Genomic DNA, 15541 nt, shown 5'->3' on the forward strand with positions numbered 1-15541 from the left:
CTGGCGGCCGACAATCTGTTCGACGCCGAGGTCGAGGTCTCCGAAACCGCCGGCGGCGTCGCCGGCTACGCCCCGCCCCGCACCCTGTCGCTGGGGGTCAGGTACGCATACTAGAAGCGAGTTCAGACGACGGCTTCGGCATTATAGGCTCGCTTTCGCAGCGCGTGGAGTTTGGTAGAACTTTAAGGTTTGGTGACTGTTACGCGATAAAGCGGATTGCAGGTGTGAGTATCGTCCAAATCCCGCTCCCTCACCCAAGCATCACTAAAACCCCCGTAGCCCTCGCTCCGGGGGTTGCTGCTTTTGGGGACCTGCCCAAGGGTCAGGAATGCTGAAGAAGGCGGACGGCCCGTTCCATACGGCGCCGAGCGCTCCCCTATTTCTGGCGCGGAGCTTCCAGGCCTTGCTCGGAGGCGTCTGAGCCGCCGTCACGCTGGGCCTGAACGGCGCGGGCCAGTTCTTCCGCCGCCAGTCGGACCTCGTCCTGAACGGCCTGGTCGCGATCCAGCGCGTCATGACTGGTCGCGTAGGGCTGCCAGTAGCCGATGTAGCGGTCGATCTCCGCGTCGGGGCCGGCCGACGACAGCTTCATCGAGATCAGCCAGTCGGACAGGGAGCGGCGCACGTTCTCAGCCCCCTCGACATCGCCGTGGACGACCAGGGCGAAGCGGCGGCCCGCCAGGTGGCGGGGATAGGGCCACCCGGCCAGTTCCAGCGCCTTGGCCATGGCGACCGTCTTGCCGTGGGTCGTAGTCGGATCCGGGTTGCCGCCGTCGGCGCACACCAGCCTGTCCATCATCAGTTTGAACGGGCTGGAGGCGTGATACCAGTTGACCGGAGTGACGATCAGGACGCCGTGCGCCCGCACCCACATCGGATAGATGTCGTTCATCCAGTCGTGAACCTGACCCAGGCTGTAGTTGGGATAGCAACTGCACGGCCAGTGGCAGAGCGCCGCCGCCGTGGAGAAGCAGGCCTTGCAGGGATGAATCTCCCGCCCGTACTCCGACGCCAGCCGCGACAGGTCGAGGACCTCGGTCTCCATGCCTGCGTGGCCCTCCACGACCTCCCGGGCGATCTGGACCAGGCGCCAGCTCTTGGACATCTCGCCGGGGCAGGAGTGCTCGGATCGGCTGGAGGCGTTGATGATCAGGATGCGCGCAGGGGCGGAAGCATCCTCGTGTCGGGCCTGGGCGTCGCGCACGGCCGCGTGGGCGTTCAGCCAGTCCAGCGCCAGCTCATAATCCGGCTCGGCGAAGCCGGGACCGGCGGGACGCGTCAGCGGCGATTTGCGCCCGCCGATGTAACCGTCCCAGGCCGCAGCGGCCAAGCGATCGATCTCGTCGCGCAGGGGATCGAAGACGGGGTCCGCGAACCGGCTGCGGAAGCGGGTTTCGAAGGTCGACCGGTCCAGCTCGGGGCTGGGCATGCCCTTGCGAGGCGCCGGGGCGGCAGGCGCTTGGGGAATGGGCATGCGGCGTCTCCTGGGCTCGGGTTCGCCCGAAACGCTGCATCTGATCGCGACGTTCCGTCGGATCGCGGGGACGTCCGAGGCCGCCCTTCAATGGCTAAGGAGAAGGGCCACGCCCGACCGCCTCATGCAGAAACTCGTCATCGGTATCCGCGTGGGTAGTTTCTCGTGCCGGTCGTTACGAGACGCTAGTGTCGTGGCATGGTTTTAAGAAAACCACAGTCTGTTCGGTTGATTGAGGCGTGGGGTAGGGTGAAAATTTAAAGAAGCATAGATTTCGTTGAGTTGTTGCTTTGTGGTTCTGGAGCTTTGAATGGTTTGGCGTTGCGGGTTTGGTCTGCGAGTGATTTTCATTTCCTAAAAAATAAGATCCCTGCACCAACGAATGTGAACACAATATGGATGAAACGGCTTCAAAACTATAACCCCGAAAGCTCGGCTATAGCGCTAGATCGGCGCCCCGAAAGACAATCGTTCTCGGGGGATGCCGAACATGACCAACACTCGCCTCAAGTCGATGCTGCTATGCGGCGCGGCTTCAATTGGACTTGGCCTGGGTCTGACGCCCGCTGCGGCCGTTGCTGACGAGGGCGTTTCCGCCGCCGTCGCTGTCGCCGACGCGGGCCAGGTCAGCGGCGTCGTGACCGACGCCGACGGGCGGAGCTATCTGGTCGGCGCCGAGGTGCGCATCGACGGCTACAGCCAAGTCGCCGTGACCGACCGCGAAGGGCGCTTCACGCTGCAGCGGGCGCCGGTGGGGCGCCATACCCTGAGCATCGCCTATGTCGGCCGCGTCACCCATCGCATGGAGGTCGACATCGCCGCCGACGCCGTCACGCCTGTGACGGCTGCCCTGGCGATCGACACCGGCGCGTCGTCGGTGGCCGACGTCGTCGTCACGGCCTCGCGCCCCATGGCTGAATCGGAAGCCGCCGCGCTGCAGATCCAGCGCTCGTCGACGTCGCTGGTGAACGTGGTGGCCGCCGACGCCATCGGCCGCTTCCCCGACCAGAACATCGCTGCGGCTCTCAGCCGTCTGCCGGGCATCGCCGTCGAGCGCGACCAGGGCCAGGAGCGCTACGTCAACCTGCGCGGCGCCCCGTCGCGCTGGACCACCATCGCCTTCGACGGCGTCAACGTCATCAGCCCCTCGGGCCGCACCGCCCGCCTCGACACCATCCCGGCCGCCATCGCCAGCTCGGTGCAGGCGCGCAAGGCCGTCACCGCCGCCATGCCGGGCGAAACCCTGGCCGGCAACATCAACATCATCACCCGCAGCGCCTTCGACTATCCGGGCCTGATGGCCGCAGCCGATCTGGGGCTGGGCTATAACGATCTGGGCGGCGGCGCCCAGTACAACGCCGGCGGCTTCATCTCGAACACCTTCGCCGACGGTCGCTTCGGCGTCCTGCTGTCGGCCTCGCGCTATGAGCGCGAGATGGTCACCGACAACTTCGAGACCGACTGGGAAACGGCGAAGGAAGACCAGGAGCCGGGCTTCGAGACCCGCACCTGGGCCGACGCGCACCAGAACAAGCTCTATCGCCTGACGCGCAGCAACACCGCCTATTCGGGTCGCCTAGACTATCGCCCGTCGGATGATCACCGCTTCTTCCTGAGCAGCATCTACACCGAGTTCACCGACGACGAGATGCGCAATGCGCATGAGTTCGACTTCGACGACGGCGCCGTGGCCACCAACAAGGCGGGGATATCCAACGGCTACGCCGATGTCCGCACCGGCAATACGGCGACGCGGGGCACGATCTACAACGTCGACCTCGACAGCACGCTGAACGTCAACCACACGACACAGAGCATCTTCACCACCACCCTGGGCGGGGATCAGCGGTTCGGCGGCTGGAACGCCTCCTGGCGGTTGAACTACACGGACGCCAAGAGCGACGGCGGCCCGTCCTTCAACTCGACCTGGAAGAGCCCGAACAATCGCCGTCCGACCGTGGTCTATGACTTCACCGACCGCGAGAACCACAGCGTCCGGTTGTATGACACCATCGTCAATCCCGACGGTTCCTTCAGCCAGGGCGAGATCAAGCGCTCGCTTGATCCTCAGGACTACGACTTCGTCAACATGCGCGTGAACGCCAGCCTGGCTCAGACCAAGGCCTATACGGCGCGCCTGGACCTGACCCGCGACATCGACCTGTTCGGCCTGCCGACGGAACTGGCCTTCGGCTTCCAGTACGACGACCGGACCAAGGAGAATAATTCCTCGCGGCTGGAGATCACGGCTGCGGCGCTGGCGGCGGCGGGCGTCGCCCTGCCGACGACCGACGATTTCGCCCTGAACACCCCCTACAAGGGTAAGCTGCCGCTGGGCTACGCCTTCCGCTACCACTCGGAAAAGGGCGCCTGGGACCTGTGGGACCGTCTGAAGCCCAACGCGGTCGACAAGCCCGACGTCGCCAATGAGAACTACTACAAGGTCAGCGAGTCGGTCATTGCCGGCTACGCCATGGCCACCACCTATTTCAACTGGGGTAATGTGGTCGCCGGCCTGCGCGCCGAGCGTGTCGAGAACACCAGCCAGGCCCTGGTGCAGATGGAAGAGGACGGTCCCTTCGAACCACTGGAGTTCAAGGACGACAACCTTGAGGTCTTCCCCAGCCTGCACCTGAACTGGGACATCAACGACGAGATGAAGCTGCGCCTGTCGGCCAACACCGGGGCCGCGCGTCCCGACTATACCGACCTGCGCCCGAACTACAGCATCAGCGACGAGGATGGCGAGATCAGCGGCGGCAACCCCTACGCCGGTCCCGAGAAGTCGATCGGTTTCGACGCCTATTTCGAATGGTATCGTCCGGGCGGCGCCTTCCTGTCGGCCGGCGTCTACTACAAGGACCTCCGCGACGTCCTGTTCGATATCGAGCGGACGCCGTACGGCAGCGACGCCCTGAACGTGCCGGGCTATGATCGCTCGGGCTATACCTACTTCACCATCGACAACGGCGGCGACGGCTTCATCCGTGGCCTGGAGTTCTCCTACTCCCAGACGATGGAGCCCTTCGCCGAGCGCCTGGGCCTGCCGGACTGGGCTGCGGGCTTCGGCGTGCGCGCCAACCTGACGCTGAACGAGTCGGAAGCCACCACGCCGGACGGCCGCAAGGTCGGCCTGCCGGGCGCGTCGGACATGATCTACAACGCCGCCCTGTCCTATGAGCGTTACGGCTTCTCGAGCCGCATCAGCTGGCAGTACCGCACCGAGTGGCTGGACGGCCTGGGCGGCGGCGACATCGTCGGCGACAGCTATTGGGATGAAGTCGGCCGGCTGGACTTCAAGGCCAGCTACGCCTTCAACGACAACGCCGAAATCTATTTCGACGCCAACAACCTGCTGAACGAGCCGGGCGTTCGCTACCAGGGCGAGACCTGGCGCGTCTCCGAATACGAGCGTTTCGGCGCCCGCTACATGATCGGTCTGCGCCTGAACTTCTAGGACCGGCTGAGCGACCGTTCGCCGTTCCTCCTCCCTGGCGGCGGACGGTCGCGCTCTCCTTCAACAGAATCTCCCTCGGCCCGTGCGGCCGCTCATTTGAACGGGGCGTCTCATGTTCAAGCGAACCCTCTTCCTTTCGGCCGGATTGGTCATGGCGCTCGGCCTGGCTGTTCCGGCGGCGGCGCAGAGCGCGGCCAGCGTCGCGCGTCCTGCGTGGGCGCCGTCGGGTCTTCCGGACCGTGTGGTCCTGAGTCCTGGCGCGGATGCTGCGCGCCAGATGGCTGTCGCCTGGCGGACCGACGCCCGTCAGGCGGACGCCGTAGCCGAGATTGTGGAAGCGATCGACGGCCCCGCCTTCGAAAACCGGGCGCGAACTGTCGACGGTCTGTCGACGGACGGCGTCGTGCGGGGCGGGCAGGGGCGTTACCACACCGTCCGCTTCACGGACCTGAAGCCGGGCGCGGGTTATCTCTATCGGGTCAAGGGCGCCGACGGCTGGTCCGAATGGCTGAGTTTCCGGACGGCTGCGGATGATGCGGCGCCGTTCCGCATCCTCTATTTCGGCGATACCCAGAACAGCATCCTGTCCAAGGGCGCCCGCACCATCCGCGCGGGTCTGATGCGGACCTCGCCGGACGTGGTGGTCCACGCCGGCGATCTGACCGGGCGATCCCATGACTGGGAGTGGGGCGAGTGGACGGCGGCCGGCGGCTACGGCTACGCCATGGTTCCGCAGATACCGGCGGCCGGCAATCATGAATACAGCGACGACGATGACGGCCGGCGCCGGCTCGGGCCGCTGTGGGCCGCCCAGTTCGCCTTGCCTGAGAACGGCGCCGAGGGCGTCGTCGAGACCAGCTACTACACCGACTATCAGGGCGTGCGCTTCATCGTCCTGGACGGAACGGCGGGAACCAGTCTGGATGCGCTGGACGCCCAGGCCCGCTGGCTGGACCGGACCCTGGCGTCGAGCACGGCCCGCTGGAACATCGTCATCCAGCACCAGCCGATCTACACCTGCGCCCGTCCCAACGACACCGAGGCACTGAAGGCGGCCTGGGAGCCGATCTACCGCGCGCGCAACGTCGACATGGTCCTTCAGGGCCACGATCATTGCTACAGCCGGATCACCGATGGCGACGGCAAGGCGTCAGGCGAGGCCCGGCGTGCGCAGGGCGCGGCCCAGGGACCTGTCTATGTCGTCTCTGTCGCAGGGCCGAAGATGTACGGTCTGAACGACCGCGCCCTGACTCAGCCGGACCGCGTGGCGGCCGACACCCAGATGTATCAGACCATCGACGTGGAGGCCGGACGGCTGCGCTATCGCGCCTATACGGTGTCGGGCGTGCTCTATGACGCCGTGGACGTCGTCCGAGCGGCGGACGGGACCAAGACTCTACGCGAACCGGTCGACAGCTTGCCGCCGCTCCGGCTTTGCGACGGCGATGTCGGGCCTGACGGGGCGCCGTGCGTGGGCAGCGCGAAGTAGCGCCACCGCCCTCAACTTCATCTCATTCAGGACAGGATTTCCCATGACGAACCTCGCGCGCCGGCTGCTGGTTTCCGCGCTTTCGGCCTCGCTGGCCGCCACCGCTTTCGCTGGGCCGGCATGGGCGCAGGCTCATGCGCCTTCCCGGGACGCCGCGGCTCCGGGACGGGCGAAGAACGTCATCCTCTTCCTGGCCGATGCGGCGGGCGTTTCCTCGCTCAACGCAGCCAGCCTGATGGCTCATGGCGAGCCGATGAAGCTGCACATCCAGCAATGGCCCCACCTGGGGTTGAGCGAAACCTCGCCGGTCGATCAGTTCGTCTCGGACTCGGCCAACGGCATGTCCTCGATCATGACGGGGGTGAAGACGCGCAACGGCGTGATCAGCCAGACCGCCGACGCCGTGCGCGGCCGTCAGGACGGCGCCCCGGCCAAGACCCTGCTGGAGTACGCCGAGGAACGCGGCCTGCGCACCGGCGTGATCTCCAGCCAGTCGATCGCCGACGCCACGCCTGCGGCGACCTACGCCCACTCGAACGATCGCGGCAAGTGGGGCGAAATCTTCCCTCAGGCCTTCTCGCCGCGCTTCGGCGACGGGGTGGATGTCCTGTTCGGCGCCGGCCGTCAGAAGATCGGCGAGCAACTGGCCGCGAGAGGGACCAGCTTCGACGCCCTGAGCCAGGCGCATGAGCGGCCGATCTACGCCCGCCTGGACGAAGCGCCCGCCTCGAACGCCCGGCCGGTGGTCGTGGCCGACCGGATGGACGTGCGCGCGGCGACCCTGAGGGCCCTGGACCTGCTGCAGGCCGCCCCCGAGGGCTATCTGCTCGTGGTCGAATGGGACGCGCATACGGATGACGTCCGCAAGGGGCTGCAGAACATCGCGGACTTCGACCGTCTGATCGCCGAGGTCGAGGGGCGCGTCGATCTCGACGACACCCTGCTGCTGTTCACCGCCGACCACTCCTTCGGCCTGCAGGTCGACGGCGGACGGCGCGGCGAGCCGGTTCTGGAAGGCTACGACGCCTGGAAGGCGGCCGGAGGCGACGACGATGTGGTCCGGCTGAAGAACGTCCTGGTCAATCGCACCCACACGGCCGAGGAAGTCCCGGCTCTGGCCATCGGCGCCGGCGCCGACGGCGTCCGAGGCTACTTCCCCAACACCCGCCTGTTCCATGTGATGATGGAGGCGTGGGGGTGGAGTGCGGCGGCGGTCGACTAATGCCGTCGAACGTTAGCCGTTGCGAAAATCGCCAGGCTTCAGATTGTGACGCTTGAGCTTGTCGTAGAGGGTCTTGCGAGGGATCTTCAGTTGGCGGATGGCGTCGTTGACGTTGCCCCCCAGGGCTTCAAGCGTATCCTTCAGTATGCGCTTTTCGAACTGGGCGACGCGATCGACGAGGCCGCGCTCCTGTTCTCCAGCCGTCTCACGACCTTCCAGACCCAGGGCGAAGCGCTGGGCGAAGTGGGAGAGCTCGCGGATGTTGCCGGGCCAGGCATGCTCCAGCAGGCGAGATCGCACGTCGTCCGTGATGATGGGCGTTTCGCCGCCGGCCTTGATCGGCGCGCGCGCCAGCAGGCTGGCGAACAGCAGGGGGATGTCGTCGCGACGCTCACGTAGGGGCGGCACGCGAAGGCGCACGACGTTCAGGCGATAATAGAGATCCTCACGCAACTGGCCGTCGGACAGGGCGTGGTCGAGGTCGCCGGTCGCCGAGGCCAGCACTCGGATATCGACGGCGCGCGGTTCGGACGCGCCGATCGGATGGACTTCGCGTTCTTCCAGCACACGCAGCATCTTGACCTGGGCGGCGGTGGGCATGGTCTCCACGGCGTCCAGAAACAGCGATCCGTTATGGGCGCGTTCGACGTGGCCGACGCGGCGTCGCAAGGCGCCGGCGAAGGCGCCCAGCTCATGGCCGAACAGTTCGCTCTCGATCAGCCCGTCCGGCAGGGCGCCGCAGTTGACCGCGACGAAGGGGTGAGGCCGGCGGCGCCCCCCGTTGTGCAGGGCGCGGGCCACGGCTTCCTTGCCGACGCCGGTCTCACCCTCGATCAGCACGTCCATGCGGGCGTCGGCGATCTGGGCGATAGTGGCGCGCAGCGACCGGATCGCCGGGCTGTCGCCCAGCAGCGGCAGCTCCAGTCCGGCCTCGGACGACAGGGCGGTCAGGCGCCGGTTGTCCAGAACCAGGGCGCGCTTCTCCAGCGCGCGCGTCAGACTTTCGGACAGGCGTTCAAAGGCGAAGGGCTTGGCCACGAAATCATAGGCGCCGCCGCGCATGGCGGCGACGGCCTCGGCCACATCGCCGTGCCCGGTGATGAGGATGACCGGCAGGGCCGGGTCCAGGGCCTGAAGCCGGCTCAGCGTCTGGCGGCCGTCCAGGCCGGGCATCCGCAAGTCCGTGACCACCACGCCGGGGAAGTCGGCGTCGATGTTCGTCAGCGCCGTCTCGGCCTTGCGATAGGCGCGCACCGTCAGGCCCTCGACCTCCATCCGCTCGGCCAGGGCGCTGCGGAAATCATCGTCGTCCTCGATCAGGGCGACGGTCTCAAGACGCGGAAACTCCATGGCGCGCGCCTCCATCACGCGGCTTTCAGGCTGACGACGAAGACGGCGCCCGTTTCGGCCGGGCGCAGATTCAGCTCGCCGCCGAATCCGGCGACGAGGTCGCGACAGATGACCAGGCCCAGCCCCAGGCCGTTGGCCTTGCTGGTCAAGAAGGGGGTGAAGAGCTGGTCGCGGATGGCGTCGGCCACGCCGGGGCCGTTGTCGGCGATGCTGAGTTCGACCAGCCCGCCGACCCGTCGGACCGTCAGATGGATCCTGCCGTCGGCGCGCCCTTCCAGCGCCTCGGCGGCGTTCTGCATCAGGTTGACGATGACCTGCTCCAGACGAAAGCGGTCGGCGATGACCTGCACGTCCCCGCCTCGGGCTCGCACCAGTCGGACGCCCCCCTGGCGCAGGCGCCCGCCCAGCAGCAGCAGGGCGCCGTCGATCGCTTCGTTCAGCGATACGGGGCGAAGCTGCGGCTCCGACTTGCGCGAGAAGGCGCGCAGCTCCTGGGTGATGGCGCCGATCCGGGCGGTCAGCTCGCCGATGCGGCCCAGGGCGCGCACCGCCTTGGCCTCCTGGGCCCGCTCCAGATAGGCCGACGCCGTCTCGGCCTGGGTGCGAATGGCGGCGACGGGCTGGTTGATCTCATGGGCCACGCCGGCGGCGATCTGGCCCAGCGCCGCCAGCTTGCCGGCCTGGACCAGTTCATCGCGCAGGGCTTCGCGACTGGCCTCGGCGCGCATCCGCTCCTCGATCTGGCGATTCAGGGCGACGTTGGCCTGACGCAGGTCGCGGGTCCGCTCCTCGATGCGACGCTCCAGCTCCTGGCGAGCGGCCTCGGCGGCGCGCTGCCGCACGACAGCCTGCTGGCGGCGACGCAGAAGCACGGCGGCGACGCCGAATGCGAGGGTCGCGATCAGGGCGGCCAGAACGCGGGCGTTTGCGACGCTCGTTTCGATGGCGCCCCGGTCGGGGGTGAGCAGATGCAGCGTCCAGCCCGGCGTCATGGTGTCGATGCGGGCGTGCATCCAGGGGCGGTCGACGCCGTCCAGAGGCGCCTCGATCAGGCGCGTGGCTCCGTTGTCAGGCGTCTGGAAGGGCAGGGGCGTCAGGGCGCCGTCGCCGAGGGTCTGGTCGGCCAGGGTCAGGCGGCGGCTTTCGGCGTCCATCGGCCGCAGGGTCCGGAAGCGCCAGGTGGGAATGCTGGTGATCAGCACCACGCCGCCGGGATCGACCACATAGGCCGGTTCGCCCGAGGCGCGCCATTCGGCCTCCAGGGCGTCGAACTCGACCTTGACGACCACGACCCCGATGGTGCGGTTCCCGTCGACGACCCGACGGGCCAGGAACAGGCCGGGCGTGCCGCTGACCGTCCCCAGGGCGAAGAACTCGGCCGAGCCGTCCCGCATCGCCTTCACGAAATAGGGGCGGAAGCTGTAGTCGGCGCCGATGAAGCTGATCGGCTGGCGCCAGTTGCTGGCGGCGCGGGTCACCCCGTCGGTCCCGATGACATAGATGGCCGAGGCGCGGGTCTGGTCGGCCAGGGCCTCCAGCCGCTGATTCAGCATCGCCGGGTCGGGGCGAGAGCTCAGCAGCAGTCTGGCGACGTCGGCGTCGGTCGCCATGGCCGGCGCCAGGGCGCGATACTTCTCCAGTTCGCTGCGCAGAACCGCGGCGTGGAGGGCGGCGGCGGACTCCGATTGGCGCGCCAGTTCGGCCGAGGCGCCCTTCCGGGCGGTCTCGCCCAGCCCATAGGCGGCCGTCGTCGCCACGACCAGCCAGGCCAGGATCAGGGCGATCCAGAGTCTCGCATGTCGCCGTACGAGGCCTTCCGAATGTGATGCAGCCGCCGGGGTCGTCATCTTCTCAATGTGCGGTATTCCGCACTTTTGCGCCACAAGTTCGAGCGGTATTTCGCACTAAACGCATGCCCTTGAAATGCGGCGCGTAAAAATAACATTTATTGTCAATGAGTTGATGAATCTTTCGGGCGCCGTTTCCTCCTGGCGGCGCTGTGGCCACACTGAGGTCGAAGCGTGGCGAAGATCGCGCCGAGAGGAAATCCGCGAGCGTGCTGCTCGCCATCAGGAGCGACCTTCTTGATTCCCATCGCGTCAGAGACGGCGGCTGTCGCGCGCCGCCCCTTCTATCGGCATCTCTATTTCCAGGTGCTCGTCGCCATCGTGCTGGGCGGCGCGATCGGCCATTTCTGGCCGAACGTCGGCGAAAGCCTGAAGCCGCTGGGCGACGCCTTCATCAAGCTGGTGAAGATGGTGATCGCGCCGGTGATCTTCCTGACCATCGTCACCGGCATCGCCGGGATGCGCGACATCGGCCGCGTCGGCCGGGTGGCGGCCAAGGCCTTTGGCTACTTCCTGGTCTTTTCGACCCTGGCGCTGATCGTCGGCCTGATCATCGCCAACGTCGTGCGGCCCGGCCACGGTCTGAACATCGATCCGGCCACCCTGGATAAGGGCGCGGTGGCCCAGTACGCCCAGGCGGCGCATGAAAGCACCATTGTCGGCTTCCTGACGGGCATCATTCCCGACACCGTGGTCAGCGCCTTTTCGACCGGCAACATCCTGCAGGTCCTGTTCGTCTCCATCCTGTTCGGCATCGCCCTGGCCATGATCGGCGATCTGGGCAAGCCGGTGATGACCTTCCTGGAGTCGGTCAGCGCGGCCTTCTTCAAACTGGTCGCCATCCTGATGAAGGCGGCGCCGATCGGCGCCTTCGGGGCCTTCGCCTTCACCATCGGCGCCTATGGCATCGCCTCGGTCGCGAACCTGTTCGCCCTGATCGCCACCTTCTATCTGACGTCCGCCATCTTCGTGGTGGGGGTGCTGGGTCTGGTCGCCATCGCCAACGGCTTCAACATCCTGAAGCTGATCCGCTATCTGAAGGAGGAGCTGCTGCTGGTGCTGGGCACCTCCAGCTCCGAGGCCGCCCTGCCCAGCCTGATCTCCAAGATGGAGCGCGCGGGCGCCGCCAAGTCGGTGGTCGGCCTGGTCGTGCCGACCGGCTATTCGTTCAACCTGGACGGCACCAACATCTATATGACGATGGCGGCCCTGTTCATCGCCCAGGCGCTGAATATCGACCTGAGCCTGCAGGACCAGATCCTGCTGCTGCTGGTGGCCATGCTGTCGTCCAAGGGGGCGGCCGGCATCACCGGCGCGGGCTTCATCACCCTGGCGGCCACCCTGTCGGTGGTGCCTTCGGTGCCGGTGGCGGGCATGGCGCTGATCCTGGGCATCGACCGCTTCATGAGCGAATGCCGCGCCCTGACCAACTTCATCGGCAACGCCGTGGCCACCATCGTCGTCGCCCGCTGGGAAGGGGAACTGGACCGCGATGCGCTGAAGGCCGCGCTGGACGGCGGGCCTCAGCCCCTGGCCGCCGCGCCGGATCCCGCCGCCGGACCGGGCGACGACCTGGTGCTGGCCGACGACTGACCCTGAACCACGACCTCAACGACATGATCGCCGCACACGGCGACTGGGAGAGAGACATGAGAAACCCATCCAAGATCGCCCTGATGGCGACGACCGCATCGACCGTCCTGTTCGCCGGGGCGGCCCTGGCCCAGGAGGCCCTGCCCGCCGAGCCCACCCAGGTCGAGGACATCGTCGTCGTCGGCACCAACATCCGCGGCGCGCGCACCACGGCGGCCCTGCCGGTGGTGGTGGCCGACCGCGAGCAGATCGAGGCCACCGGCGCCACGACCGGCGACGAGCTGATGCGGACCATCCCGCAGATGGGCGACGTCCTGTTCGATTCCGCCAACAATCCCCAGACCTCGAACTCGGCGCGCGGCGATGTGAACTCGGTCAATCTGCGCTCGCTGGGCGTAGGCAACACCCTGGTGCTGCTGAACGGCCGTCGTCTGGTCCAGCACCCGACCAGCCAGGGCACCTCGGACACGGGCACGGTGCCGGTGCTGAGCTACAACTCCAACGCCATCCCTGTGTCGGGGCTTGAGCGGCTGGAGGTCCTGCTGGACGGCGCCGCCGCCATCTATGGCGCGGATGCGGTGGCGGGCGTGGTCAACACCGTCTTGCGCGACAACATCGACGGCCTGACGGTCAGCGCCCGCTACGGCGGCGCCGAGGGCACGCAGATGCGCGACACCGAGTTCAACCTGTTCACGGGCAAGAATTTCGATCGCGGCAACGTCTCCCTGTTCGCCAACTACGCTCAGCGCACCGCCCTGTGGGCCTCGGATCAAGACTTCACCCGCTCGGACGACCTGCGCCCGCTGTTTGCCGACCACCCCGACTTCGCCGACGTCCAGTCGCTGGACGGCCGCTCCTCGCATACGCCGTGGGCGCGCCTCTCGGTCGGCTCGCGCCCGGTGATCAGCTCGAACGGCGTGGCCGTAACCAACTCAGCCGGGGCCTTCCACTATCAACCCGGCAGCTTCGGATGCGCCGTCGACGTCGGCAATGACATCTGCCTTGAGGCGGGCAACCACAACTTCAACCGTGCTCATCGCGACATGCGCTACGACACCCGTCATGAGACGACGGTGCGCCCGTCGGTCGAGCGGCTGAACCTGTTCCTGACGGGTCGCTATGACCTGACCGACAGCATCGAGGCCTTCGGCGAGGTCGGCTATTACAGCGCCCACAGCCGCGCCGTGCAGCCGCCGGTGGTCAACCTCAATGACATCTGGATTCCGGCCAGCAACTACTACAACCCCTTCGGCCCGGTGACCTTCGCCGACGGCACGGCCAATCCGAACCGCCTGCCGGGTCTGACCGGTGTTCCCGCCGAGGGCCTGCCGGTCCTGATGACCAACTACCGCTTCGTCGACACCGGCTTCCAGGTGGTGAAGGTCGACAACTACCAGGCGCGTCTGCTGGGCGGCCTGCGCGGCGAGTGGCGCGGCTTCAACTGGGAGACGGCGGTCGTCTACTCCGAGGCCGAGGCCAAGGACGTTTCGCCCAACGTCAATATGACGGCCCTGCAGAAGCAGTTGGCCCTGTCGACGCCCGACGCCTACAACCCCTTCAGCGGCGGTTGCGTCGCCACCACCAGCTATGGCGACTGCTCGCCCAGTTCGCAGGCGGCGATCGACGCCATCGTCTTCGACCTGCGTCGGGTGTCGCGCACGACCCTGACCATGGCGGATTTCAAGCTGTCGCGCGGCGACCTGTTCCAGTTGCCGGGCGGGCCGGTCGGCATGGCCTTCGGCGTCGAGGCGCGCCGCGAGACCCAGAAGGATGACCGCGACGCCAATCTGGACGGCACCTACACCTTCACCGACATGGTCAGCGGCGAGACCAACCTGTCCAACGTCTCGGCCGTCAGCCCCAACCCCGACACCTCGGGCAGCCGTGAGGTCTTCTCGACCTATGTCGAGTTCGCCGTGCCGTTGGTCTCGCCCGAGATGAACATTCCTCTGGTCTATCAGCTGGATGTGCAGCTGGCGGGCCGGTACGAGCACTATTCCGACTTCGGCTCGGTGGCCAAGCCGAAGATCGCCGCGGCCTGGGACGTGGTTCCGGGCGTGCGGGTCCGCGGCTCCTATTCGCAAGGCTTCCGCGCGCCGAACCTGGAGCAGACCCACGCCACGGAATACGCCCGTCTGGCCAGCGGCACGGACTATGTCCGCTGCGAGGCCGATCTGCGCGCCGGCCGCATCAGCAACTTCTCGCAGTGTTCGCAGAACACCTCGGGCGCCTCCCTGCTTGTCGCGGGCAACCCGGACCTGGAGCCGGAAGAGAGCACCAACACCTCCTACGGCCTGGTGCTGCAGCCCTCCTTCATCCCCGAGCGTTTCGGCGCCTTCACCTTCACCATCGACAAGTGGCGGATCGAGCAGGAGAAGATCGTCGGCCTGCTGGGCGCCCAGACGGCCCTGGCGCTGGACTACCTGAACCGCGTCGAAGGCGGCTCCAATCCGCTGGTCAACCGTCGCGCGCCGACGCCCGAGGACATCCTGCTGTTCCAGGGCACGGGCCTGACCCCGGTGGGCGAGGTGATCTCGATCAACGACCGCTTCATCAACCTTCAGCCCCAGACCGTCAGCGGCTTGGACCTGGCCGTGAACTGGTCGCTGCGTCGCACCAAGTACGGCACCTTCATCGTCAATGTGAACGCCAGCAAGCTGGACGAATTCACACGCGATCCGGGCGACATCGTCAATGAGCTGTACGCCGCCCGCGAGGCCGGAACGATCAATGCCGGCACGACCTTGCCGGACTCCTCGCAACTGGTGGGGCAGAACGGGCGTCCAGAATGGCGCCTCAACGCCAGCCTGACCTGGCGCAAGGGCCCCTGGCGCGCAGGGATGACGACCCAGTACATCAGCGACTTCCAGCAGCCCGGCCTGCTGGGCGCCTCGGGCGACCCGTGGGTCGTCGACGCCCGCCAGACCGTCAACGCCTATGTCGACTATGAATTCCCGGCCGAGACGCGACTGCGTCTGGGCGTCCGCGACCTGACGGATCAGGGACCGCCGCTGGCCGACAACGGCTATCGCGGCTCGGTGCACAGCCCGTGGGGCCGCTATTGGTACGTCACGGCCACCAAGTCGTTCTGATCTGAGGAGGCGATAGG

The 15541-nt window shown here is 67.0% G+C and carries 8 protein-coding genes; 5 read left to right on the forward strand and 3 right to left on the reverse strand.

Annotation, left to right across the window (positions count from 1 at the left end):
- Positions 1-376 precede the first annotated feature (376 nt).
- Positions 377-1474 (reverse strand): flavodoxin family protein, encoded by a 1098-nt coding sequence (locus tag ACWIDZ_RS13450; protein ID WP_453989892.1) that lies wholly within the window; start codon positions 1472-1474, stop codon positions 377-379.
- Positions 1475-1964: 490 nt separating this feature from the next.
- On the opposite strand from ACWIDZ_RS13450, the gene ACWIDZ_RS13455 reads away from it, so the two are divergent.
- The 3 genes from ACWIDZ_RS13455 to ACWIDZ_RS13465 all read left to right on the forward strand — a co-directional run bounded on the left by ACWIDZ_RS13455 (position 1965) and on the right by ACWIDZ_RS13465 (position 7642).
- Positions 1965-4931: a TonB-dependent receptor gene (locus tag ACWIDZ_RS13455; RefSeq protein WP_453989890.1), complete on the forward strand. Its 2967-nt coding sequence runs from the start codon at positions 1965-1967 to the stop codon at positions 4929-4931.
- A 112-nt stretch (positions 4932-5043) separates the two neighbouring features.
- A complete protein-coding gene (locus ACWIDZ_RS13460; RefSeq protein ID WP_453989888.1) occupies positions 5044-6420 on the forward strand; it encodes a metallophosphoesterase in 1377 nt (458 codons plus the stop codon).
- Between the two features lie 43 nt (positions 6421-6463).
- Complete coding sequence (locus tag ACWIDZ_RS13465) at positions 6464-7642, forward strand: alkaline phosphatase (RefSeq protein ID WP_453989886.1); 1179 nt, start codon at positions 6464-6466, stop codon at positions 7640-7642.
- A 12-nt stretch (positions 7643-7654) separates the two neighbouring features.
- Here the strand turns inward: ACWIDZ_RS13465 and ACWIDZ_RS13470 are convergent, their stop codons facing one another.
- Positions 7655-8992, reverse strand: coding sequence for a sigma-54-dependent transcriptional regulator (locus tag ACWIDZ_RS13470; RefSeq protein ID WP_453989884.1), 1338 nt, complete (start codon positions 8990-8992; stop codon positions 7655-7657).
- A gap of 14 nt (positions 8993-9006) precedes the next feature.
- Positions 9007-10839 carry a sensor histidine kinase gene (locus ACWIDZ_RS13475; RefSeq protein WP_453989882.1) on the reverse strand — a complete coding sequence of 611 codons (1833 nt, stop codon included), beginning with the start codon at positions 10837-10839 and terminating at the stop codon, positions 9007-9009.
- Positions 10840-11076: 237 nt separating this feature from the next.
- Here ACWIDZ_RS13475 and ACWIDZ_RS13480 point away from each other — a divergent pair, with 237 nt between their 5' ends.
- Entirely contained in the window at positions 11077-12432 is a 1356-nt protein-coding gene (locus tag ACWIDZ_RS13480; RefSeq protein WP_425543258.1) for a dicarboxylate/amino acid:cation symporter, read from the forward strand.
- A 56-nt stretch (positions 12433-12488) separates the two neighbouring features.
- A complete protein-coding gene (locus ACWIDZ_RS13485) occupies positions 12489-15524 on the forward strand; it encodes a TonB-dependent receptor plug domain-containing protein (RefSeq protein WP_453989880.1) in 3036 nt (1011 codons plus the stop codon).
- The last annotated feature ends 17 nt before the right edge of the window (positions 15525-15541 follow it).

Source organism: Brevundimonas sp. NPDC055311 (genome assembly GCF_053645695.1).